The 21941-nt window shown below is 71.8% G+C and carries 18 protein-coding genes; 11 read left to right on the forward strand and 7 right to left on the reverse strand.

The genetic code is table 11. The features are described from left to right. Positions 1-136 precede the first annotated feature (136 nt). From DP939_RS40775 to dapB, 5 genes are all read left to right on the forward strand, one after another. On the forward strand, positions 137-1102 hold the full coding sequence (locus DP939_RS40775; protein ID WP_113986220.1) for a bifunctional riboflavin kinase/FAD synthetase: 966 nt from the start codon (positions 137-139) through the stop codon (positions 1100-1102). Positions 1103-1321: 219 nt separating this feature from the next. Further along, on the forward strand, positions 1322-1591 hold the full coding sequence (gene rpsO / locus DP939_RS40780) for a 30S ribosomal protein S15 (protein ID WP_113986196.1): 270 nt from the start codon (positions 1322-1324) through the stop codon (positions 1589-1591). A 334-nt stretch (positions 1592-1925) separates the two neighbouring features. Then, positions 1926-4268: a polyribonucleotide nucleotidyltransferase gene (locus DP939_RS40785; RefSeq protein WP_113986197.1), complete on the forward strand. Its 2343-nt coding sequence runs from the start codon at positions 1926-1928 to the stop codon at positions 4266-4268. 126 nt (positions 4269-4394) lie between these two features. Continuing rightward, positions 4395-5705 carry a M16 family metallopeptidase gene (locus DP939_RS40790; protein ID WP_113986198.1) on the forward strand — a complete coding sequence of 437 codons (1311 nt, stop codon included), beginning with the start codon at positions 4395-4397 and terminating at the stop codon, positions 5703-5705. A gap of 25 nt (positions 5706-5730) precedes the next feature. Further along, positions 5731-6468 (forward strand): 4-hydroxy-tetrahydrodipicolinate reductase, encoded by a 738-nt coding sequence (gene dapB / locus DP939_RS40795; protein ID WP_113986199.1) that lies wholly within the window; start codon positions 5731-5733, stop codon positions 6466-6468. On the opposite strand, the gene add is transcribed toward dapB, so the two are convergent. The 5 genes from add to DP939_RS40820 all read right to left on the reverse strand — a co-directional run bounded on the left by add (position 6469) and on the right by DP939_RS40820 (position 11140). Beyond that, a complete protein-coding gene (gene add, locus DP939_RS40800) occupies positions 6469-7473 on the reverse strand; it encodes an adenosine deaminase (protein ID WP_113986200.1) in 1005 nt (334 codons plus the stop codon). Positions 7474-7483: 10 nt separating this feature from the next. After that, positions 7484-8368, reverse strand: coding sequence for a 1,4-dihydroxy-2-naphthoate polyprenyltransferase (locus DP939_RS40805; protein WP_113986201.1), 885 nt, complete (start codon positions 8366-8368; stop codon positions 7484-7486). Beyond that, complete coding sequence (locus tag DP939_RS40810; RefSeq protein WP_113986202.1) at positions 8365-8976, reverse strand: GNAT family N-acetyltransferase; 612 nt, start codon at positions 8974-8976, stop codon at positions 8365-8367. The genes DP939_RS40805 and DP939_RS40810 overlap by 4 nt, the downstream gene beginning before the upstream one ends. A gap of 137 nt (positions 8977-9113) precedes the next feature. Then, positions 9114-9653, reverse strand: a complete 540-nt coding sequence (locus DP939_RS40815) for a CGNR zinc finger domain-containing protein (RefSeq protein ID WP_113986203.1) — start codon at positions 9651-9653, stop codon at positions 9114-9116. Between the two features lie 47 nt (positions 9654-9700). Then, positions 9701-11140, reverse strand: a complete 1440-nt coding sequence (locus DP939_RS40820; RefSeq protein ID WP_225878811.1) for an aminotransferase-like domain-containing protein — start codon at positions 11138-11140, stop codon at positions 9701-9703. Here DP939_RS40820 and DP939_RS40825 point away from each other — a divergent pair. Then, entirely contained in the window at positions 11139-12065 is a 927-nt protein-coding gene (locus DP939_RS40825) for a DMT family transporter (RefSeq protein ID WP_113986221.1), read from the forward strand. The genes DP939_RS40820 and DP939_RS40825 overlap by 2 nt on opposite strands. Before the next feature lie 64 nt (positions 12066-12129). Next, a complete protein-coding gene (locus tag DP939_RS40830) occupies positions 12130-13152 on the forward strand; it encodes a hypothetical protein (protein WP_113986205.1) in 1023 nt (340 codons plus the stop codon). Positions 13153-13166: 14 nt separating this feature from the next. On the opposite strand, the gene DP939_RS40835 is transcribed toward DP939_RS40830, so the two are convergent. Next, positions 13167-13916 carry a GntR family transcriptional regulator gene (locus DP939_RS40835; RefSeq protein WP_113986222.1) on the reverse strand — a complete coding sequence of 250 codons (750 nt, stop codon included), beginning with the start codon at positions 13914-13916 and terminating at the stop codon, positions 13167-13169. A gap of 336 nt (positions 13917-14252) precedes the next feature. Between DP939_RS40835 and dapA the strand changes: the two genes are divergently transcribed. Together dapA and DP939_RS40845 are read left to right on the forward strand one after the other, a co-directional pair. Continuing rightward, positions 14253-15170 carry a 4-hydroxy-tetrahydrodipicolinate synthase gene (gene dapA / locus DP939_RS40840; RefSeq protein ID WP_113986206.1) on the forward strand — a complete coding sequence of 306 codons (918 nt, stop codon included), beginning with the start codon at positions 14253-14255 and terminating at the stop codon, positions 15168-15170. Positions 15171-15259: 89 nt separating this feature from the next. Beyond that, positions 15260-16945, forward strand: coding sequence for a ribonuclease J (locus tag DP939_RS40845; RefSeq protein ID WP_113986207.1), 1686 nt, complete (start codon positions 15260-15262; stop codon positions 16943-16945). Positions 16946-17017: 72 nt separating this feature from the next. Here DP939_RS40845 and DP939_RS40850 read toward each other — a convergent pair whose 3' ends face one another. Then, the gene (locus tag DP939_RS40850; RefSeq protein WP_225878818.1) at positions 17018-20383 is read right to left on the reverse strand and encodes a phosphodiester glycosidase family protein; all 3366 of its coding nucleotides are present in this window, start codon (positions 20381-20383) and stop codon (positions 17018-17020) included. Between the two features lie 285 nt (positions 20384-20668). On the opposite strand from DP939_RS40850, the gene DP939_RS40855 reads away from it, so the two are divergent. Then, positions 20669-21691: an aldose epimerase family protein gene (locus DP939_RS40855; RefSeq protein ID WP_113986208.1), complete on the forward strand. Its 1023-nt coding sequence runs from the start codon at positions 20669-20671 to the stop codon at positions 21689-21691. Between the two features lie 126 nt (positions 21692-21817). Next, positions 21818-21941: DUF4277 domain-containing protein (locus DP939_RS40860; RefSeq protein WP_225878402.1), on the forward strand; the 124-nt coding region annotated here is incomplete at its 3' end.

Consider the following 21941-nt stretch of genomic DNA (forward strand, 5'->3'; position numbering starts at 1 on the left):
GGGTGATTATATGGCCGTCGCCGTACCGCGGCGGCGTCCCCGGCGGGCGGCCCGGTGCCGCGCGAAAGTCCGGCGCATGGCACTCTTGTCCGGGAAGATGTTGGTCGCAGGGATCACCGACAGGATCGAGGTCAACGTGCGAAGCTGGCACGGGCTGGGAAACGTGCCCGAAGACCTGGGCAGGTCCGTGGTTACGATCGGTGTCTTCGACGGGATTCACCGCGGGCACCAGCGGGTGCTCGGGAGGGTGGCCGAGATCGCGGCCGAGCGGGGACTGCCCTCCGTGGTCGTCACCTTCGACGTCCACCCGGAGGAGATCCTGCTCCCGGGCACGCATCCGCCCATGCTGACCACGCAGCGGCACCGCATGGAGATCTTCGAGGGGCTCGGCGTGGACGAGGTCTGCGTGCTGCCCTTCACCGTGGAGCTGTCCCGGCTCACGCCGGAGGAGTTCGTGCAGACCGTGCTGGCCGACCGGCTGCGCCCCGCGGTCGTGGTGACCGGTGAGGGGTTCCGCTTCGGCCACCGCACCGCGGGTGACGTCGAGACGCTGCGCACGCTGGGCGACAAGCACGGCTTCTCGGTCGAGGCCGTCCCGCGCGCCGAGATCGGCGGGCAGGCGCAGGGCGTGGTGTCGGCGGGCATGGTGCGCGCGCGGGTGGAGTCCGGTGACGTGGAGGCCGCCGCGGCGGCGCTCGGGCGTCCGCACCGGGTGGAGGGCGTGGTGGTACGCGGCCACCAGCGCGGACGCAAGCTGGGCGTGCCGACCGCCAACGTCGAGTCGCCGCCGCACACCGCGATCCCGGCCGACGCCGTGTACGCCGGATGGCTGCGCTGCGTGCCGAGGGACGACGTCCCGGCCGCCTACGGCGGCGAGCGGTGGCCCGCGGCCATCTCGATCGGCACCAACCCGACCTTCGACGGTGTGGTCCGCACGGTCGAGGCCCACGTGGTGGGCCGCGACGACCTCGACCTGTACGGCACGCACGTGGCCGTGGAGTTCGGCTACCGGCTGCGCGACCACTCCAAGTTCGAGAGCATCGACGCGCTGATCGAGCAGATGCGCGCGGACATCGCGGAAACCCTGAGGCTCACCGGCTGACCGCCGGCCGCCGTTCGGTGCCCCGGGGCCGCCCGAGACCGGTCCCGGGCCGTCGATGTGCCGTGGCTGCGATGCGTGATGGTAGCCTTACATGTCAGCTCGGTTGGGGTGGCGATGCATGCTGCCCTCCGGCTCTGCCACGGCGACTGTAGGCACGCACGGTCGTTTCGGGTTTTTTACGCATTTAGCGCGTGCCCTTGGAAAAGACAGAGGAGAGCCGTGTCCCTCGACACCGCCACAAAGAAGTCGATCATCGCTGAGTATTCCACCGGAGACGGGGACACCGGGTCCCCCGAGGTGCAGATCGCACTGCTCAGCAAGCGGATCAGCGACCTGACCGAGCACATGAAGGTCCACAAGCACGACTTCCACAGCCAGCGCGGTCTGCTGCTGCTGGTCGGCCGCCGTCGCCGGCTGCTCAAGTACCTGCAGAGCAATGACATCGGGCGGTACCGCTCGCTCATCGAGCGGCTCGGACTCCGCCGATAAACTGGGAAGGGAGCGGCACACGCCGCTCCCTTCGCGTATCGCTCCCGTGCGGCGAACGCGGCGGAAAAGGAGCGGGACACGACGCTCGGATCGCACTTCCCGGCCGGATGGGCGATCGGCACAACTGAAGACAACTGAACAACCGAGAAAGGCCCCGCGTCCGCGCAGCAAGCGTGCCCCGTGACGCCTGCGGGCCGGTCCTCGGTAGTGGCTTCCGGTGGATGACAAGCGCGGCGACTGGCCGTACGAACCGGGCGCTTCGATCGAAGACCGGCGCTGCACCTGACGGGGGAGATCAGGACGCGGGAGAGACCGACCGAAGAGGAGGTCCCCCGTGGAGGGTGTCCACACTACCGAAGCCGTCATCGACAACGGTTCATTCGGGTCGAGAACGATCCGCTTCGAGACCGGGCGCCTCGCCCGCCAGGCGGCGGGTTCGTCCGTCGTCTACCTCGATGACGAGACCATGGTCCTGTCCGCGACCACGGCTTCCAAGCAACCTAAGGAAAGCCTCGACTTCTTCCCGCTGACGGTCGACGTCGAAGAGCGGATGTACGCCGCGGGCCGCATCCCCGGCTCGTTCTTCCGGCGCGAGGGCCGCCCGTCCGAGGACGCGATCCTCACCTGCCGCCTGATCGACCGGCCGCTGCGCCCGTCCTTCGTCAAGGGCCTGCGCAACGAGATCCAGGTCGTGGCGACCGTCATGGCGCTGCACCCCGACCACCTGTACGACGTGGTGGCCATCAACGCCGCCTCGCTGTCCACGCAGCTCGCCGGGCTGCCGTTCTCCGGGCCCATCGGCGGCGTGCGGGTCGCGCTGATCGACGGCCGCTGGGTCGGCTTCCCGACCCACCCGGAGCTGGAGCAGGCGACCTTCGACATGGTCGTGGCGGGCCGGGTGCTCGAAGACGGCGACGTCGCGATCATGATGGTCGAGGCCGAGTCCACCCGTGACACGCTCAAGCTCGTCGCCGACGGCGCGGTCGCCCCGACCGAGGAGACCGTGGCCGAGGGCCTTGAGGCGGCCAAGCCGTTCATCAAGGTGCTGTGCGAGGCGCAGGCCAAGCTGGCCCAGGTGGCCGCCAAGCCGACCGCCGAATACCCGATCTTCCTGGACTACCAGGAGGACGCGTACGAGGCGGTCGCCGGAGCGGTCAAGAGCGAGCTGGCCGCGGCGCTGACCATCGCCGGCAAGCAGGAGCGCGAGGCCGAGCTGGACCGCGTGAAGGCGCTGGCCGCCGAGAAGCTGCTGCCCGACTTCGAGGGCAGGGAGAAGGAGCTCGGCGCGGCGTTCCGGTCGCTGACCAAGCAGCTCATGCGCGAGCGGGTGATCCGTGAGGGCGTGCGCATCGACGGGCGCGGCGTGAAGGACATCCGGCAGCTCGGCGCCGAGGTCCACATCGTGCCCCGGGTGCACGGCTCGGCGCTGTTCGAGCGCGGTGAGACCCAGATCCTGGGCGTCACGACGCTGAACATGCTCCGCATGGAGCAGACCATCGACACGCTCAACCCCGAGCGCACCAAGCGCTACATGCACAACTACAACTTCCCGCCCTACTCCACCGGTGAGACCGGCCGGGTGGGCTCGCCCAAGCGGCGGGAGATCGGGCACGGCGCGCTCGCCGAGCGGGCGCTGATCCCGGTGCTGCCCACGCGCGAGGAGTTCCCGTACGCGATCAGGCAGGTCTCCGAGGCGGTCGGCTCCAACGGATCGACCTCCATGGGCTCGGTCTGCGCCTCCACGATGTCCCTGCTGGACGCGGGCGTGCCGCTGGCCAAGATGGTGGCCGGCATCGCGATGGGCCTGATCCACGAGGGCGGCGACTACGTCACCCTGACCGACATCCTCGGCGCCGAGGACGCCATGGGCGACATGGACTTCAAGGTCGCCGGCACCGACGAGGTGATCACCGCCCTGCAGCTCGACACCAAGCTCGACGGCATTCCCGCCAACGTGCTCGGCGCCGCGCTCAAGCAGGCCAAGGCCGCCAGGCTGGCCATCCTGGACGTGATGCAGGAGGCCATCGACTCCCCGGCGGAGATGAACCCGACCGCGCCGCGGATCATCACGATCAAGGTCCCGGTCGACAAGATCGGCGAGGTCATCGGCCCCAAGGGCAAGATGATCAACCAGATCCAGGACGACACGGGCGCCGAGATCACCATCGAGGACGACGGCACGATCTACATCGGCGCCACCGACGGCCCGTCCGCGGAGGCGGCGCGCAGCTCGATCAACGCGATCGCCAACCCGCACATGCCGGAGGTGGGGGAGCGCTACCTGGGCACGGTCGTCAAGATCGCCGCCTTCGGCGCGTTCGTCTCGCTGCTGCCCGGCAAGGACGGCCTGCTGCACGTCTCGCAGATCCGCAAGCTGCACGGTGGCAAGCGCATCGAGAACGTCGAAGACGTGATGAGCGTCGGCGAGAAGATCCAGGTGGAGATCGCCGAGATCGACGCCAGGGGCAAGCTGTCGCTGGTCCCGGTCGAGGTCATCGAGGCCGAGGCCCAGAACGCCGCCGCGGCCCCTGCCGCTCCGGACGAGGAGGGCGACGGGCGCGCGGCCGAGGGCCGCTCCGCCGGGCGCGGCGACCAGCCGCAGGACGAGGGACGCACCGAGCGTCCGCGCCGGCAGCGGGTGCGCACCCGCGGTGGGCGGGACGACCGCAACACCTGACCGGGCGTCGCGAGCCGCGCCGGGCGCGCGGCTCGCCGGCCCGACGACCCCCCCGAGCGACGACTGGGCGGGCCGGACGGCTGCCGGGGCACCGGCCGCGCCGCCCGGTCCGCGAGGAGCCGAGCATTGAAAACCCTCACTCTGCATCCCGGCAAGGACGGCGCCGGGACGGTGCGGCGCACCGTACTCCCCGGCGGGCTCCGCGTGGTGACCGAGACCATGCCGACCGTGCGATCCGTCGCCGTCGGCATGTGGGTCGGCATCGGTTCGCGTGACGAGGCCCCCGAGCACACCGGGGCCACCCACTTCCTTGAGCACCTGCTGTTCAAGGGCACCCCGCGGCGCAACGCGCTGGAGATCTCCGCCGCCGTGGAAGGCATCGGCGGGGAGATCAACGCGTTCACCGCCAAGGAGTACACCTGTTACTACGCGCGGGTCCTTGACGAGGATCTGCCGCTGGCGATCGACGTGCTGGCCGACGTGGTGACCTCCTCACTGATCACCGAAGAGGACGTCAAGTCCGAGCGCGGGGTGATCCTGGAAGAGATCGCCATGCACGACGACGACCCGTCCGACGTCGTGCACGAGCAGTTCTCCGCGGAGCTGTACGGCGACACGCCGATCGGCCGGCCCATCCTGGGCACGGTCGAGACGATCAGCGACCTGACCCGTGACCGCATCGTCGAGTACTACCAGCGCTACTACCGCCCGACGCACACCGTGGTGTCGGTGGCGGGCAACGTCTCGCACGAGGCCGTGGTGGAGCTCGTCGCCCAGGCGTACGAGCGGGCGGGCGCGCTCGGCGGGCCCGAGGAGCCGGTGCCGCCGCGGCTGTCCGGGCCCGGCGTGCCGGAGCGCTCCGGCGTACGCGTCCTGGACCGCCCCACCGAGCAGGCCAACCTGATCCTCGGCACCTCCGGCATCAAGCGCACCGACGACCGCAGGTTCGCGCTGGGCGTGCTCAACGCGGCCCTGGGCGGCGGCATGTCCTCGCGGCTGTTCCAGGAGATCAGGGAGAAGCGCGGGCTGGCCTACTCCGCCTACAGCTACACCTCCCAGTACGCCGACACCGGCCAGTTCGGCGTCTACGTCGGCTGCCTGCCCGGCAAGATCGACGAAGTGCTCGCCATCTGCCGCGAGGAGCTGGCCAGGGTCGCCGCCGACGGCATCACCGAGGAGGAGATCGCCAGGGGCAAGGGCCAGATGCGCGGCGGGCTGGTGCTCGGCCTGGAGGACACCGGGTCGCGGATGTCGCGGATCGGCAAGAGCGAGCTGGTCTATGACCGGCTGCTCTCGGTGGACGACGTGCTGGCCCGCATCGACGCGGTCACCGCCGAGGAGATCGTCGAGGTCGGCCGGGACGTCCTTGAGCGCCCGATGACCCTGGCCGTGATCGGGCCTTACACGGACAAGGACTTCTCCGCGGTGATCGGCTGACCGCGACTTCGATAGGGTTGGGGCTGTGATCAGGGTAGGTGTGCTGGGCGCCCGCGGGCGCGTGGGCGTGGAGGTCTGCAAGGCCGTCCACGCGGCCGACGACATGGAACTTGTGGCCGCGATCGATCAGGGCGACCCGATCGAGGGCCTGACGGCGGCCGAGGTCGTCGTCGACTTCACCCACCCCGACGCGGTGATGGGCAATCTGCGCTGGTGCATCGAGCACGGGGTGCACCCGGTGGTCGGCACCACCGGGTTCGATGACGAGCGGCTCGGGCAGGTCCGGGGCTGGCTCGCCGACAACCCCCGGACCAACGTCCTGATCTGCCCCAACTTCGCGATCGGGGCGGTGCTGATGATGCACTTCGCCCAGCAGGCCGCCCGGTTCTTCGACTCCGTCGAGATCATCGAGCTGCACCACCCGAACAAGGCCGACGCGCCCTCGGGCACCGCCCGCCGTACGGCGGAGCTGGTCGGGCAGGCGAGGGCCAAGGCCGGGCTCGGCCCCTCGCCCGACGCCACCAGCACCGCGCTCGACGGGGCGCGGGGCACCGAGGTCGAGGCGGTGCGGGTGCACTCGGTGCGCCTGGCCGGGCTGATCGCCCACCAGGAGGTGCTGCTCGGCACCGGCGGGGAGACGCTGACCCTGCGGCATGACACCACCAGCCGCGCCTCCTTCACGCCGGGCGTGCTGCTCGGTGTCCGGCGGATCCGCGAGCTGCCCGGCCTGACCGTCGGCCTGGAGCACCTGCTCGACCTGTGATCAGGCCCCGGCCAGGTAGGCGTCCAACTCGGCCAGATAGCCGTCCTTGACGTCGCGGGGCAGCCAGGTGATCTCGAAGGCGTTGCGCTGGAGCAGTACCAGATCCTCCTTGGTCAGCTCCAGCTCATCGGCGACCACCGCGAGGTTCTCGGCGACGTAGCCCATGAAGTAGGCGGGGTCGTCGGAGTTGATCGTGACCCGCAGCCCGAGGTCCAGCATCCGCCGGATCTGCGTGGATTTCGTCGAGCCGGTCACGTAGCCGTTGGAGATCGGGCACACCGTCAGTCCCAGCCCGCGGTCCTTGATCGCCGCGATCAGCGCGGGGTCCTCCAGGGCGTTGACGCCGTGGTCGATGCGGTCCACGCCGATGTCGTGGATCGCCTGGCGGATGTGCTCGGTGGCGTCGTCCTGGTCGACGTCGCAGTGCATGGTCAGCAGGTAGCCCTCGCGCCTGGCCCGCTCGAAGACCGCGGCGAACTTGGCCGGGGGGTTGCCCTTCTCGTCGGAGTCCAGTCCGACCCCGGCGATCCGGTCCTGGTGGGGCAGGCTGGCCAGCAGGGTGTCCATCGCCTCGCCGGCCGGGCGGTCGCGCAGGAAGCACATGATGAGCTGGGAGCGCACCCCGAGGAGCCGTTCGCCGTCGAGCAGCGCCCGGTGCAGGCCGTCGATCACCGTGGCGAACGGCACCCCGCGCGAGGTGTGCGCCTGCGGGTCGAAGAAGATCTCCGCGTAGCGGACGTTCTGGTCGGCGGCCTTGCGCAGGTAGGCCGTGCCGAGGTCGTAGAAGTCGGGCTCGGTGCGCAGCACGTCCATGCCCTCGTAGTAGATCCGCAGGAACGAGGGCAGGCTGTCGAACCGGTAGGCGGCACGGATCGCGTCCGGCCCGTCGTAGGGCAGCGCGATGCCGTGCCGCTCGGCCAGTTCCAGCTTGAGCGACGGCTCAAGGGTGCCCTCGATGTGCAGGTGGAGTTCGCACTTGGGCAGCCCGGCGATGAAATCCTTCACAGCGGCCAGCCTAGAAGGCCAGGCCCACCGCCAGAAGGAGGCCGAAGGCGAGTTGCAGCCGGCCGGTCTGGCGCAGGCAGTCGATCAGGGCCGGGCCGGTCGCGCCGTGCCGTACGGTGCGGACCGGGCGCGCGGCCACGGCCAGCGCGAGCAGGCAGAGCAGCGCCAGCGGATGGACCACCACGAACGCCGCGGCCACCGCGAACGGCGCGAGCATCGTCACGGTGTAGAGCGTGCGGGTGCGCGCGTCGCCGACCAGCACCGCCAGGGTGCGTTTGCCCGCCGCCCGGTCGCCGTCGATGTCGCGCAGGTTGTTGACGATCAGCAGCGCGCAGGCCAGCAGCCCCACCGGCACGGCCGCCGCCAGCGCCAGCCAGGGCAGCCGCTCGACCTGCACATAGGTGGTGCCGGCCACGGCGACCACGCCGAAGAAGACGAAGACCGACACCTCGCCGAGCGCGCGGTAGCCGTACGGGCGCGAGCCGCCGGTGTAGAACCAGGCCGCGGCGATGGACAGCGCGCCCACCGCCAGCAGCCACCACGCCCGGGTGACCACCACCAGCACCAGCCCCGCGACCGCCGCCGCGGCGAAGCAGCCCATGGCGGCGGTCAGGACCGCGCGCGGGCCGGCCGCGCCCGAGGCGACCAGGCGCATCGGGCCGACCCTGGCGTCGTCGGTGCCGCGCACGCCGTCGCTGTAGTCGTTGGCGTAGTTGACGCCGATCTGGAGCAGCAGCGCCACGGCCAGGGCCAGCAGGGCCCGCCACCAGACCACGCCGCCCTCTGAGGCGGCGACGCCGGTGCCCACCACGACGGGGACGACGGCGGCGGGGAACGTGCGGGGGCGGGCCCCCGCGACCCACTGCCCGGGGGTCGCCGAAGTCGTCTCGCTCATGGGCGGATGTCCGTGGTCATGCGGATCATCCGCACCGGCCGTCCCATGTCCAGCACCCGCTCGGCGCCGTCCTCGCCCCACCCGGAGGACTCCAGGAAGGCGAGCATGGCGTGGTTGTCGGCGAACACCCAGGCGATCAGCGAGGAGAACTCGTCCTGGCGCAGGTAGTCGACCGTGGCGTGCAGCAGTCTGCTGCCGTGGCCGCGCCTGATGTGGTCGGGGTCGACCAGTAGCGAGAGCAGCTCGGCGGTGACCGTGGGGTCGGTGTCGGGGTCTTCGGCCGGGGCGTGCGAGGCCAGGCCGACGACCTTCTCCGGGGCGGCCGACGCCTCGGCCGCCGCGATGCCGCCGGGACCGAGCGCCGGGAAGGCGTCGGTGTCGAGGACCCGCTCGATCGCCACCAGCAGCCGGTGGCGTGGGGTCGGCGGGGAATCGACGGCCTCCTCCCACTGGCGCTGCCACAACTCCTCCGCGGCCGGGCCGGTCATCTGCTCCAGCGGCCCCTCGGGCAGGAACTCGCGGTATCCCAACCGCCAGGCCCTGATCTGGGCGCGGGTCACCGCAACCACGTCTTCGTGGCGCGCCGCCCGCACGCCTACGTCTGCCATCTCGGCCCCGCCCCTTCGCAATGCCGTCGTGCCGCCTGGACCTGGCCCCGCGAGAGATCTGTCCGGTGGCGTGGCGCGATCGTCGAACCGGAGGAGTTCCGCGGTGCAGGCTCTCCAACCGTATCGGGGAATCGCGGTCAAGAAGGACGCGTACGGTGCTGTCTTGCTCGGTACGCGCGGGTTTTTGTGCGATTGCCGCAGACTCGCATCGAGCACCAGGCCCTCGAACGGTTCTTGGAGGCGTCGATGAACGCCCACCGGCAGGTGCCCTCGGCGCACACCTTGAGCCGCCGCCAGGTGCCGTCGGCCTGGGCGCGGGCCACCGCGGCGGCGATGGCCCCGAGGCCGCCCCTGACGCCCGCGGCGAGCGGGGCGAGGCCCGGACCGGCCGTGGTGAGCCGGACGCGCAGCGGCAGCGCCCGCAGTGCCTCCTCCAGGACCTGCTGTGCGCCCTGAAGGGCCGCGGCGGGCAGGCCGGTGGTCAAGGTCGTGCGCAGGCCCTCACGCAGGCACACGGCCAATGTGAGGTCGTCGTCGGTCGCCCGGTCGCCGGGGCCGGTCAGCGCGCGCTCGTGCAGCCACACCGACAGCTCGGCGGGGGAGGCAAGGTCGTCGGTGTCGTCTTCGACGTCGTAGGTGTTGACGAAGTCGCGTACGAGCTCGGCGGCGCTCGTCATGTCCTGGTCACCTCCGGGGGACACTGTATGCCAGCGCGGGGACGTTCCTACGGCGTCACCGGCCCGCGAGCCCGCGCGTTCTCCTTGCGCAGGGCCGTCGCCAGGCGGCGCACGCCCTCGTCCAGCTCGGCGGTGTGGGCGGCGGCGATGTGGGTGACCCGGACGCGCGGGCCCGGCGGCTCGGCCGGGTAGAAGATGCGCCCCGGGCTGACCAGCACGCCTTCGCGGCGCGCGGCGTCCACCAGCGCGGCGTCGTCGAGGTCGGGCGGCAGCCGCAGCCACAGGTGCAGGCCGCCCTGGGGGATGTGGTGGATCTCCAGCTCGGGGGCGCGGGCGGTGAGCGAGGCGACCAGGGCGTCGCGCCGGGCCGCGATCTGGGCGGACAGGGCCGCGAGGTGCCTGCCCCAGGCGGGGGAGCCGGTCAGCTCGACCACCGTCTCCTGCAGCGGGCGCGCCACGAAGAACGACTCCACGACCTGGGCGGCGCGCAGCCGGTGGGCGGCCGGGCCGCGCGCGGTGACCCCCGCCACCCGCAGGCTGGGCGCGACGGCCTTGCTGAGCGAGTTGAGGTGGACCACGGTGCCGTGTGTGTCCAAGGTCACCATGGACGGCGGCAGCGGCGCGGAGAGGTAGCGGGCGTAGTCGTCCTCGATCACGAACGCCCCGGCGGCCCTGGCCACCGCGAGCACCTGCTCGCGCCGGTCGCGCGGCAGCACCGCGCCGGTGGGGTTGTGCGGGCCGGGCTGGCAGTAGAAGACCCGCGCCCCGGTGACCGCGAACGCCTCGGCGAGCAGGTCGGGGCGCACGCCGTCCCGGTCGATGGGGACGGCGTGCGCGCGCAGGCCCAGGGTGCGCGCCGCGGCGAGCGCACCCGGGTAGGTCGGGGTCTCGACGAGCACCGGCGCGCCGGGCGCGGCGAGGGCGCGCAGCGCCTGGGTGAGCGCCGCCTGACCGCCTCCGGCGATCACCACGTCCGCGGGCGTCACGTCGCCGCCCGCCTCGGCGGCGAACCAGCGGCGCAGCTCGGGGACGCCGGACAGCGGCGGCATGCCCCAGGTGGCCGCCCGCCGCACGGCACGGGCGGCCGCGGTGGTGAGCGCCTTGGCCGGGCGCAGCGCCGGGTTGAGGTATCCGCTGGTCAGCCCGATGGCGTTGTCGTCGGCGAACGCCGTGGGCGGCGGCATCAGCAGGGGCACCACGCCGGAGTCGTCCACCACCCGGTCGCCGAGCGCGACCGTCTGCCAGGACAGGTCGGCGCTCTCGCCACGCGCCTCGGCGGGCCGGGCCACGTACGTGCCGCTGCCCGGCCTGGTCACCACCCGGCCCTCGGCGGCGAGGACGGCCAGCGCCCGGGAGACGGTCACCGGGCTCACGCCGTGCGCCCGCACCAGCTCGCGGCTGGACGGCAGGCGGTCGCCCGGGCGGAGGCTCTCGGTCAGCCCGCGCAGCATCGCCGCCAGCGAGACGATACTGCTATCGTCATTCATGAGAAATGAGAGTAGCGCTACTGTCACCGCGACGATAGCGGTCGGCGGCCCGCCGGGCCACGCCGCGTGGCGGGGCACCGCGCTGGCGGCCCTGGGCGTGCTGGCCTTCTCCGGCACGCTGCCCGCCACCGGGTTCGCGCTGCGCGGCTTCGACCCCTACCTGGTGGGCGTCGGCCGCGCGGTCGGCGCCGGGCTGATCGCGCTGGCCTGCCTGCTGGCCCGGCGCGCGCCGCTGCTGCCGCCCAGGCGCGAGCTGCCCGGCTACGCGGTCATCGCGGCGGGCATCGTGTTCGGGTTCCCGGTCTTCAGCGCGCTCGCGATGGGGCTGGGCGCGAGCAGTTCGCACGGGGCCGTGGTGATCGGGCTGCTGCCCGCCACGACCGCCGCCGTGGCGTTCCTGCGGGCCGGTGAGCGCCCGAAGCTCCGCTTCTGGATCGCCTGCGGGGCCGGGGCCGTGGTGGTGACGGCCTTCACGCTGCACGGCGGCGGCGGGCACATCACCCTGGCCGACCTGCTGCTGCTCGCGGCGCTGCTGGCGGCGGCGGCCGGGTACACCGAGGGCGGGCGGATGTCGCGGCGCACGCCGGGCTGGCGGGTCGTCTCCTACGCGCTGGTGCTCTCGCTGCCGCTCACCATCCCGCTGACGGCCGTCCTGGCGGTGGTGACCGAGGTACGTCCGGACGGGGCGGCGCTGGCGGGGTTCGCGTACGTGACGGTCGTGTCGATGTTCCTGGGGTTCATCCCCTGGTACGCGGGGCTGGCGGCGGGCGGGATCGCCCGGGCCGGGCAGGTCCAGCTCATCCAGCCGAGCCTCACGCTGATCTGGTCATGGTGGCTGCTCGCCGAGCCCGTCGGAGTGGTCACCGTGGCGGGCGCGCTGGCCGTACTGGCCTGTGTCGCCATCACGCAGCACAGTCGCGCTTGAAAGCCATGACATCGAGTCGGAGGATGAGAGGCAGGGTGTAACAGCCGTTGACGAGGGGTGCAGCATGGCGGACCTCAGAATTCCCGATGGCGGGTTCTGGCCGGCACCGGAGATCCCCCAGCCGAACATCTATCCGATGGAATGGCGGGTCGACACCGAAAAGCTCGCGGAGATCTACGAGAAGTCCAAGCGGGTGGTCTGGAACCCCGCCGACCTGCCATGGGACTCCCTCGACCCCGCCGACTTCACCCGCGAGCAGCGGCTCGGCATCATGTACTGGTTCTCGGTACTGGCCAACTTCGACGCCAGCGGGCCGGCCGTGTTCGCCAGGGCGACCATCCACGCGTTCGAGAAGCACGAGGAAGACCCCGTGCGCAAGTGCTTCTTCTCGATCACCCGCGACGAGATGAACCACGAGGAGTGCTGCCAGCGGGCCATCGCCAGGCTGTGGCCGGGCGGGCCGCTGGACTGGACCCCGGCCGACGACCTGGAGCGCGCGGCCCACAACAACATCGGCTGGCTGTACCACAACGGCGGGCGCTACTGGAACGGCTACAACGCGGCGGTGGGCAGGTACACGCTGCCGGTGCTGTTCACCAGCTTCATGATGGGGGAGATGGCCGCCTCGACGCTGTTCCGCGGCATGTCCTCGGGCACCGAGCACCCGGTGTTCCGCGAGGTCTTCCAGCGGATCGGCCGGGACGAGTCCCGGCATCTCCAGATCTGCATGACGATCCTGGAGAAGGAGTGGCCCGGCCTCACCGACGACGTACGCTCGACGATCACCCGCCAGTTGCGGGCGGGGTTCGTCTTCCTGTCGATGATCCTCTGGGAGCCGCCCGAGGGCTTCTGGGACCTTCCGCCGTACTTCATGCACAACCACCGTGTGCTGATGGACCACGCCCGCGACGCGGGCCTCGGCCTGCTGTCCTACGAGGAGCAGGCGGAGAACTGGCGGACGGCGATGGCCCGGGTGCGGGCCATCGTGGAGCGCTGGGGCATCGAGTTCCCGGCCATCCCCGAGCTGGACATCGACGGGGTGGAGGTGGAGGTCATCGACCCCGAGGACATCATCCCGGTCTTCTGAGCGCCCCTGCGGGCTCAGGGGCGTACCGGGAGGCTGTAGACCACCCGGAACCGGTCGCCGGACATCACGATGTCGCTGGTCTCCACCGGCCGGTCGCCCGCCAGGTGGGTGCGCTCGACGTGCAGCACGTTGACCCCGGCCGGCAGGTCGAGCGCGTCGCGCTCGGCCGGTTCGGGGATGCGGGTCCGGACGCTCTCGACGATCTCCGAGACGGTCACCCCGGCGGCGGCCATCCTGGCGATGACGCCCTGGCGGCCGTTGCTGCCCTCGACGGGCATCGCCTGGTCGGAGGCCGGGCCCGCGAGGTCGGCGGGCTCGTAGGAGAAGGCGAGCTGCACCGGCTTGCCGTTGCTGCGGAACAGGTAGCGGGCGCGGACCACGGGGGCCGCCTCGCGCAGCCGCAGCCGCTCGGCGATGCCCCGGCTGGCCACGCCGCGCTCCAGCCGCCACACCCAGGTGACATCGACCCCGTAGGGCGCGAGGTCGGCGGCGAGCGGCGCGTGGTGGTCGCTCCACCGGCCGCGGTGCAGCGGCAGCAGCACCGGCCGCGGCCTGACGTAGTGGCCCGACCCGACCCGGCCGACGATCAGCCCCTCCGCGGCGAGCACCCGGAGGGCGTGCCTGGCCGCGGTCTCGCCGACGCCGTACCTGCGGGTGAGCTGCGCCCGCGAGGGGATCAGTGCGCCGGGTGGAAGCGTGCCGTCGACGATCTGACGCCGAAGATCTTCGACAATGCGCAGGTAGACCGGATCGGAACTGGCCATGTCCATCCCTGTGTGTGCCCGTTGCTCAATCTTGTCGTATCGAGGGGGCGACGCAGGGTAACCGTTTCGGGCTGGAGCTCCAACTTATGGGACGGCGATACGGGCGAAAATATTTCAGGTTGTGTGTAACACCACGGTAAGGGACAGCGATTCCAGGGATAGAGGCCGTCGATGTGTGTACCCCCGAGCACATATCGGCGGCCTCTTTTTCACCGGCTCCGGCCGGGACCGCCCGGCAGGCCGCCGGGGGCTGAGGTCATGGCAGGGTCATCGCCAGGGTCACAGCCGGGGTGGCGGGGTCCACTGTCCCCGCCGTTCCGGGGTACCGTTCGGTTTATGGCATCGCCAACTCGAACTCCGGACGCCCCTTTCGGCCGCATGCTGACCGCCATGGTGACGCCGTTCACCGCGGACGGCGCCCTCGACTACGACGGCGCCCAGCAGCTCGCCGCCTATCTGGTCGACGAGCAGCGCAATGACGGCCTCATCGTCAGCGGTACGACGGGCGAGTCGCCCGTCACCAGCGACGAGGAGAAAGAGCGGCTGCTGCGCGCGGTGGTGGAGGCGGTCGGCGAGCGCGCCACGGTCGTGGCCGGGGCGGGCACCTACGACACCCACCACAGCGTCGAGTTGGCCAGGCGATCGGAGCGCGCGGGCGCGCACGGGCTGCTGCTCGTCACGCCCTACTACAGCAAGCCGCCCCAGGAGGGCGTCTACCGGCACTTCACGGCCATCGCCGACGCCACCGGCCTGCCCGTGATGCTCTACGACATCCCCGGGCGCACCGGCACGCCGATCGCCACCGAGACGCTCATCCGGCTCGCCCAGCACGAGCGCGTCGTCGCCGTCAAGGACGCCAAGGGCGACCTGTTCGCCGGCTCCCAGGTCATGACCGCGACCGACCTGGTCTACTACTCCGGCGACGACACGCTCAACCTGCCCTGGCTGTCCGTGGGCGGGGCCGGGTTCGTCAGCGTCATCGGCCACGTGGCCGGAGCCGTGCTGGCCCGGATGATCGAACGCCACCGCGCCGGCGACCCGGCCGGGGCGCTCGCGCTCTACCGGCAGGTGCTGCCGGTCGTAGACGGGATCATGATGCGCGCCGGCGGTGCGATCATGAGCAAGGCCGCCCTCGGCCTGGTGGGGCGGCCCGTCGGGCCGGTGCGCCCGCCGCTGGTGGGGGCGACGCAAGAGCAGATCGCCGAGCTGCGGGCCTGTCTCGTGGCGGGCGGGGTGAAGCTGTCGGACACCTGATCATGGGGAGGAATCACCGGTTTGAACAACAGTAGCCACAGCGGGCGGTCCGGTGAGCGCGCCACCGGCACGGCACGGGGGGAGCGCGCATGAGCCATCCGCATCCCGATCTCGGCCCGCCGCCGCCACTGCCCGCGGGCGCGTTGCGCATCGTGGCGCTCGGCGGCCTCGGGGAGATCGGCCGCAACATGGCGGTCTTCGAGTACGGCGGCCGCCTGCTGGTCGTCGACTGCGGCGTGCTCTTCCCCGAGCCCGACCAACCGGGGATCGACCTGATCCTCCCGGACTTCGACTACATCCGCGACCGCCTGGACGACATCGAGGCGGTGATCCTCACCCACGCGCACGAGGATCACATCGGCGCGGTGCCGTACCTGCTGCGCGAGCGGCCGGACATCACGGTGGTGGGGTCGCGGCTCACTCTCGCGCTGATCGAGAGCAAGCTCACCGAGCACCGCATCCAGCCGGTCAAGCACGAGGTGGTCGAGGGCGAGCGGCACTCCTTCGGCCCCTTCGAGTGCGAGTTCTTCGCGGTCAACCACTCGATCCCGGACGCGCTGGCCGTCGCGCTGCGCACGGAGGCGGGCATCGTCCTGCACACCGGCGACTTCAAGATGGACCAGCTGCCGATGGACGGCAGGCTGACCGACCTCGGCGGCTTCGCCAGGCTCGGCGCCGAGGGCGTCGACCTGCTGATGTCCGACTCCACCAACTCCGAGGTGCCCGGCTTCGTCACCAGCGAGCGCGAGATCGCCCCGGTGATCGACGACGTGTTCCGCCGCGCCGAGCAGCGGATCATCGTGGCCTGCTTCGCCTCCCACGTCCACCGCGTCCAGCAGGTGCTGGACGCCGCCGACAAGCACGGCCGCAAGGTCGCCCTGATGGGCCGGTCGATGGTGCGCAACATGGGCGTCGCCCGCGACCTCGGCTACCTGAAGGTCCCGCCCGGCCTGATGCTGGACGCCAAGGAGATCGAGCAGTGGCCGCCCAAGGACGTGGTGCTGATCTGCACCGGGTCGCAGGGCGAGCCGATGGCCGCGCTGTCGCGGATGGCCAACCGCGACCACCCGATCCGGATCACCGAGGACGACACCGTCCTGCTGGCCTCCTCGCTCGTCCCGGGCAACGAGACCGCGGTGAACAAGGTCATCAACGGCCTGACCCGCTGGGGCGCGCGGGTGATCCACAAGGGCAACGCCCGGGTCCACGTCTCCGGCCACGCCGCCGCGGGCGAGCTGCTCTACGTGCTCAACCTCACCAGGCCCTCCAACTTCATGCCGGTGCACGGCGAGTGGCGGCACCTGCGGGCGCACGCCAGGCTGGCGGCGCTGACCGGGGTGCCCGACGACCACATCGTCATCGCCGAGGACGGCGTGGTGGTGGACCTGCTCGACGGCCGGGCCAGGATCGTGGGCGCGGTCAAGGCCGGGTACGTCTACGTCGATGGCACCTCCGTGGGCGGCGTGACCGACGTGGCCCTGAAGGACCGGCGGATCCTCGGCGACGAGGGGTTCATCTCCATCGTCATCGTGGTCGACTCGACCACGGGCAAGCTGACCGGCGGCCCCGAGGTGCACGCCAGGGGCTCGGGCATCGACCTCGACGCCTTCGAGGCGGTCATCCCGCAACTGGAGCACGCCCTTGAGGAGGCGGCCCTCGACGGGGTCGCCGACGTGCAGCAGATGCGCCGGGTGGTCCGACGTACGGTGGGGCGCTGGGTGAGCGACACCTACCGCAGACGGCCGATGATCATCCCCGTGGTGGTCGAGGTCTGACAGCGGAACGCGAAAGGACGGCAGGCGCGATCACGCGCCTGCCGTCCTTTCGTTTCCGCGGGGTTCCGGCCGCTACCTGACCTTGACGGTGGCCTCGCGGGTGACGCCGCTGACGGTCACCGACAGCGTCACGGTGCCGGGCCTGCGGGCGGTCAGCCTGCCGGTCGCCGGGTCGAAGGCCGCCACGTGGTAGCCGTGGGCCGTACGCGGGTCGCCGATGTGCAGGGTGCGCCCGCCCGACCACTCCGCGCCGACCGGGTAGGCCACCGGCACCTGCCGGCCGCCCTGGGTCAGGACGGCGGACACCGCCGCCGAGGCGCCCCTGGCCAGCTCGGCGGGCGCGGTGAGGGTCAGCGCGTCCACGTGCGGCCTGGTCTGCGCGGTGAGCCAGCGCGGCCCGCCCGCGAACGGCAGCACCTTGGCGGCCAGCCGGTCCAGCCGGGAGACCGGGTCCACCCCGAACATGGTCCAGCCGGTGAAGCCGCCCTCACCCGGCTCGGTGGCCGGGGCCTTGGCGGAGTTGCCGTTCACCAGGTACGGCACGCCGTCCACCCGGGAGGCGTGGAAGGTGCCGACGTGCCCGCCGACGAACGCCGCGCCCTTGCCGGTCCGGTGCTGGAAGTCGGCCAGCCACTGTTCCACCAGCGCGGCCTCCTTGCGGTCGCCGAGCTGGCTGCCCTTGCCGGGGGTGGGGTCGCGCGGCGGGTGGTGCTCGATCAGCACGAACGAGCCGATCGAGTCGTCGCGGGCCGCCTCGTCCAGCGACCGGCGCAGCCGCTCGATCTGGTCGAAGCCGCCGCCTCTGATCGTGCCGAGCGAGGTGTCCAGGGTGACGAACCTGGTGCCCTTGTGGTCGAACGTGCGGTGGGTGTCGCCGAAGCGGGCCTTGAAGTTCGCGATGCTCGCGCCCATCACCTCGTGGTTGCCGGGCACGTAGTGGTACGGCAGCGCGCCGCCCAGCTCCTCGTCCAGGATGCGCTTGGCGAGGTCGAAGTCGGCCTCCGACGCCTCGTCCACCAGGTCGCCCGCGATCACCAGGAAGTCCGGCCGGGCCGCCTTGATCTCGCGCAGCGTGCGCCGCGCGCCCGCGACCAGCGGGGAGTTCGGGTCGCGCGCGACGAACTGCGCGTCGGACATGACGGCGAAGCGCCAGTCGCGGCGGTCCAGCTCGCCGGAGATCAGCCGGTCCTTGACGGCGTCCGGCTCCGGGGCCTCGATGGACGGCGCGACCTGCGCGTACACCTCGTCGATCAGCACGTCGCCGGTGTACTGCCGGTCGGCCTTCAGCTCGATCGTGTAGAAGCGGCTGACCGAGACCGGCTGCGGCAGCCCGGCGGGCACCGGGATCTCGATCTCCTTCCAGCCCTGCCAGGTGATGTACGGGCCGTAGACCGAGGTCGCCTTGCCCGCAGCGTCGACGACGGTGAACGCCGTCCACTCGCCGCGCCCGTGACCGTAGACCGACAGGCCGAAGGCGCGGGTCTGGCCGGGCAGGCCGAGGTTGCGCGGGGGGATGGCGTACGCGGTGCGGGTCGCGGTGGACTTGGTGAAGTCGTAGGACAGCTTCAGCCCCGGACCGGAACTTCCTCCGGCGACCGGTTCGACGGCGGCGGTGCCGCGCGCCGAGCCCGCCTTCCACTGGGCGCCGTCGCCCATGTCGGCCAGCACCCGCTTCTCCACGCCCACGGTGACCGCGACGGTGGCGGTGCGGCCCGCCGCCTTGACGGTGACCAGGGCGGCCCCTGAGGGGCGCTTGGCGGAGATCGTGTACCCGCCGGACTCGCCCGGCGCGACGGTGAGCAGCGCGGTGTCGTACTCCAGCCGGACGTCGGCGGGCTCGACCGGGGCCGAGTTGCCGTGCTGGTCGTAGCCGACGACGCCGAACGCGGCCTTGCCCGAGGCGTCCGCGATGTTGACCGACGGGTGGGTGGTGTCCAGCCGGGCCAGCGGTCCCAGTACCTCCAGCTTGACGCTGCCGCGCACCCGTCCGGAGCGGGCGGTCACGGTGGCGGTCCCGGGCAGCGCGGCACGGAACACGCCGCCGTCGTCCGCCCGGCCGTGGGTGGCCGTCCAGCGGATGTCGCGCGGCGCGCCCGCCGGGCCGTACACCTCGTCGTGGCCGGTGGCGGCGATCGTGCGGGTCAGGCCGAGGAAGACCCGGTCGGGACGTCCGCCGGCGACCGGGCCGGTGCCCGGGGCGACCGAGGGGTCCACGGCGGGACGCACCCAAAGGCCGTGCAGCCTGCCGCTGCCCTTGGCGCGGTGGATCGCCAGGCCGTTGGGCACCAGGCGCTCGGTGCCGTCGTTGGGCTCGTTCTCGACGCGCACCCGCTCGGCGCCGGGCTCGCGGACCGCCATGGTGGCCGAACCGCCGCCGTCGATCTCCAGGCCGACGTGCGCGCCGAGCGCGACGAGCCGGTCGGCCATCTCCTTGAGGGAAGCGCCGCGGCTGTTGACGGTGCGGTTGCCGTCCACGGTGACCAGGTACATCTCGGTGCCGTCGGCGTTGAAGCCGAGCGCCATCCGGGCGGCCAGGGTCGTGTCGTCGGCGGGCTGTGCCGCGCCGTCCTTGACCAGCAGGCTCCTGCCGCCGATGGCGGTACGCGCGGGGCCGGTGTCCTGGCTGGGCCGGGGGCGGTAGGTGATCTCGACGGGGTCGCCAGGGGCGAGCGCGGCCAGCCTGGCGGCTCCGGCGTCGCGGCCGAGCAGCACGGTCGCGCCCGCAGGGATCTCGCCCTCCCCCGCGCCTGTGGTCACCCGCTCGACCTTGCCGTCCCTGATCAGGGCCTCGGTCACCTGGGTGACGCCCTGGACGGCCCTGGTGCGCGAGAAGGCGCCCCAGCGGGCGTCGTAGGCACCGATGCCGCCCTGGGGCAGGTCGGTGGCGTTGAGCCGGTCCAGCTTGACCCGCTCGTCGCGGGGGAGCGCGACCGTGCCCTCGAAGAGCATGTCGAGCACCCGCCCGACGCCCTTGGCGTCGATGGTGGCGGCCCGGTTCCAGTCGGCGGACGGGGACTTGATCAGCTTGCCGTCCTGGACGGCGACGCCGAGCGGCGCGCCGGAGTTGTTGATGTCGAAGAAGTCGCCGTTGACGGCGGCCACCGCGCCGGCCTTGTCGGCCATCTCGCTGATCTTGCCGGTGGCGGCGATCTTCCCGGTGTCGAGGTAGCCGACCGTGTTGCCCTTTTTGAGGTCGATGGTCAGCGCGTCGGACCGTTGCCAGCCGCGCGGGTCGAGGGTGTCGATCGAGTCGATCTCGACACCGGGCGCGACGGGCCTTTCGGTGTGGAAGGTCTCGACCCGGGAGCCCGCGGCGGCGGCCGGACCGGCCAGCGTGGTGGCCGCGGGCGGGTGCGACGACGCGCCCATGGCCTGGGGCGCGGTGTCGGCGACGGGATCGGCCGGCGGCGCGGCCGTGGCGGTGGCGGGTAGCGCCACCAGGCCGAGTACGGCGGCCGCCAGCAGGGCCGCGGTACGGCCCCGGGGAGAGCGATGCCTGGACAGGGGGACCTCCGATGAGGACTGAGTTGAGCATCGGAAGTCAACTAGAACATGGTTGACGAAAAATACCCAGAGATCATGAACTAGAGGCGAAAAGTTTCATGGGGTGATATGCCAGGTGTTCACCGCCCGGCTGGTGAAAACCGCGCGTCACAGGGCCGCCCATGGCGGCCTGTGATCGGCGTGATAGGAGTTGACCAGCGGTATCAAGGTGGGGGAGCCATGCGCAAAGAGCGGTTCGGCACGCTTTCCTCTGGTCAGGCGGTCGAGCGGTTCACGCTCGACGGCGGCGACCGGCTGCGGATCGCGGTGCTGACGTACGGCGGGATCATCCAGGCGATCGAGACGCCCGACGCGTCCGGGCGCATGGCGGGCGTGGCGCTCGGCTTCGACACCCTGGACGGCTACCTGGAGCGCAGCCCCTACTTCGGGGCGCTGGTCGGCCGGTACGCCAACCGCATCGGCGGCGCCGCGTTCACCCTCGACGGCACCGCCCGCGTCCTCGCCCCCAACGTGCCGCCCGACACGCTGCACGGCGGGTGGCAGGGCTTCGACAAGCGGGTCTGGGACGCCGAACCGGACGGCGACAGGTCGCTCGCCCTGTCCTACGTCAGCCCCGACGGCGAGGAGGGCTATCCCGGCACGCTGGGCGTCCGGGTGGTCTACACCGTCACCCCGCAGGGGGAGCTGCGCATCGAGTACCGGGCCACCACCGACGCGCCCACCGTGCTCAACCTGACCAACCACTCCTACTTCAACCTCGCCGGGGCGGGCGAGGGCGACGTGCTGGACCACGTGCTCACCATCGACGCCGACCACTACCTGCCCGAGGACGAGCGGCAGATCCCGACGGGCGAGGTGGCCCCGGTGGCGGGCACGCCGTTCGACTTCACCCGGCCCCACCGGATCGGCGAGCGCATCGGCGCGGACCACCCGCAGCTCCGCGTCGGCAAGGGCTATGACCACTGCTGGGTGTTCAACGACGGCGACGGCGTGCGGGCGCGGGTGGAGGAGCCGACCTCCGGGCGGGTCCTCGAAGTCCTGACGACCGAGCCGGGGGTGCAGTTCTACACCGGCAACATGCTCGGTACGGACGGCACGCCGTACGCGCCGTACGCGGCCCTGTGCCTGGAGGCCCAGCACTTCCCCGACTCGCCCAACCGGCCCGAGTTCCCCTCCACCGTGCTGCGGCCGGGGGAGGAGTTCGTCTCGGTCACGACCTACCGGTTCGGCACGGTCGCCTAGCGGCTAGCCCCGTTTTCCGCACGTGAGGCTTTTTGAAGATCGCCGGGTTGCCGTGGTGATCGTCGTCGCGATATCACCTGGCTGGTGAGACAGCGTGCGCAGTGGGGCCAGGCCAGTGTCGAGAAGATGCTCGGAGCGTTACCGGTCATCGCCGGGTTCTGCTCGCGGTTACGGATCCGGGAGCTGGTGGATGCGGCCTGCCCGGTGCGGGACACGGCGGAGTTGACGCATGGACAGGTGATCGAGGCGC

This window comes from Spongiactinospora rosea (assembly GCF_003315795.1).
Taxonomy (GTDB): Bacteria; Actinomycetota; Actinomycetes; order Streptosporangiales; family Streptosporangiaceae; genus Spongiactinospora; species Spongiactinospora rosea.

Coding starts and splice junctions, on each gene's coding strand:
- DP939_RS40805 (WP_113986201.1), bottom strand. CDS start 8,368: ATGAGCGAGACGACTTCGGCGACCCCCGGGCAGTGGGTCGCGGGGGCC.
- DP939_RS40810 (WP_113986202.1), bottom strand. CDS start 8,976: ATGGCAGACGTAGGCGTGCGGGCGGCGCGCCACGAAGACGTGGTTGCG.
- DP939_RS40815 (WP_113986203.1), bottom strand. CDS start 9,653: ATGACGAGCGCCGCCGAGCTCGTACGCGACTTCGTCAACACCTACGAC.
- DP939_RS40825 (WP_113986221.1), top strand. CDS start 11,139: ATGAGAAATGAGAGTAGCGCTACTGTCACCGCGACGATAGCGGTCGGC.
- DP939_RS40820 (WP_225878811.1), bottom strand. CDS start 11,140: ATGAATGACGATAGCAGTATCGTCTCGCTGGCGGCGATGCTGCGCGGG.
- DP939_RS40830 (WP_113986205.1), top strand. CDS start 12,130: ATGGCGGACCTCAGAATTCCCGATGGCGGGTTCTGGCCGGCACCGGAG.
- DP939_RS40835 (WP_113986222.1), bottom strand. CDS start 13,916: ATGGCCAGTTCCGATCCGGTCTACCTGCGCATTGTCGAAGATCTTCGG.
- dapA (WP_113986206.1), top strand. CDS start 14,253: ATGGCATCGCCAACTCGAACTCCGGACGCCCCTTTCGGCCGCATGCTG.
- DP939_RS40845 (WP_113986207.1), top strand. CDS start 15,260: ATGAGCCATCCGCATCCCGATCTCGGCCCGCCGCCGCCACTGCCCGCG.
- DP939_RS40855 (WP_113986208.1), top strand. CDS start 20,669: ATGCGCAAAGAGCGGTTCGGCACGCTTTCCTCTGGTCAGGCGGTCGAG.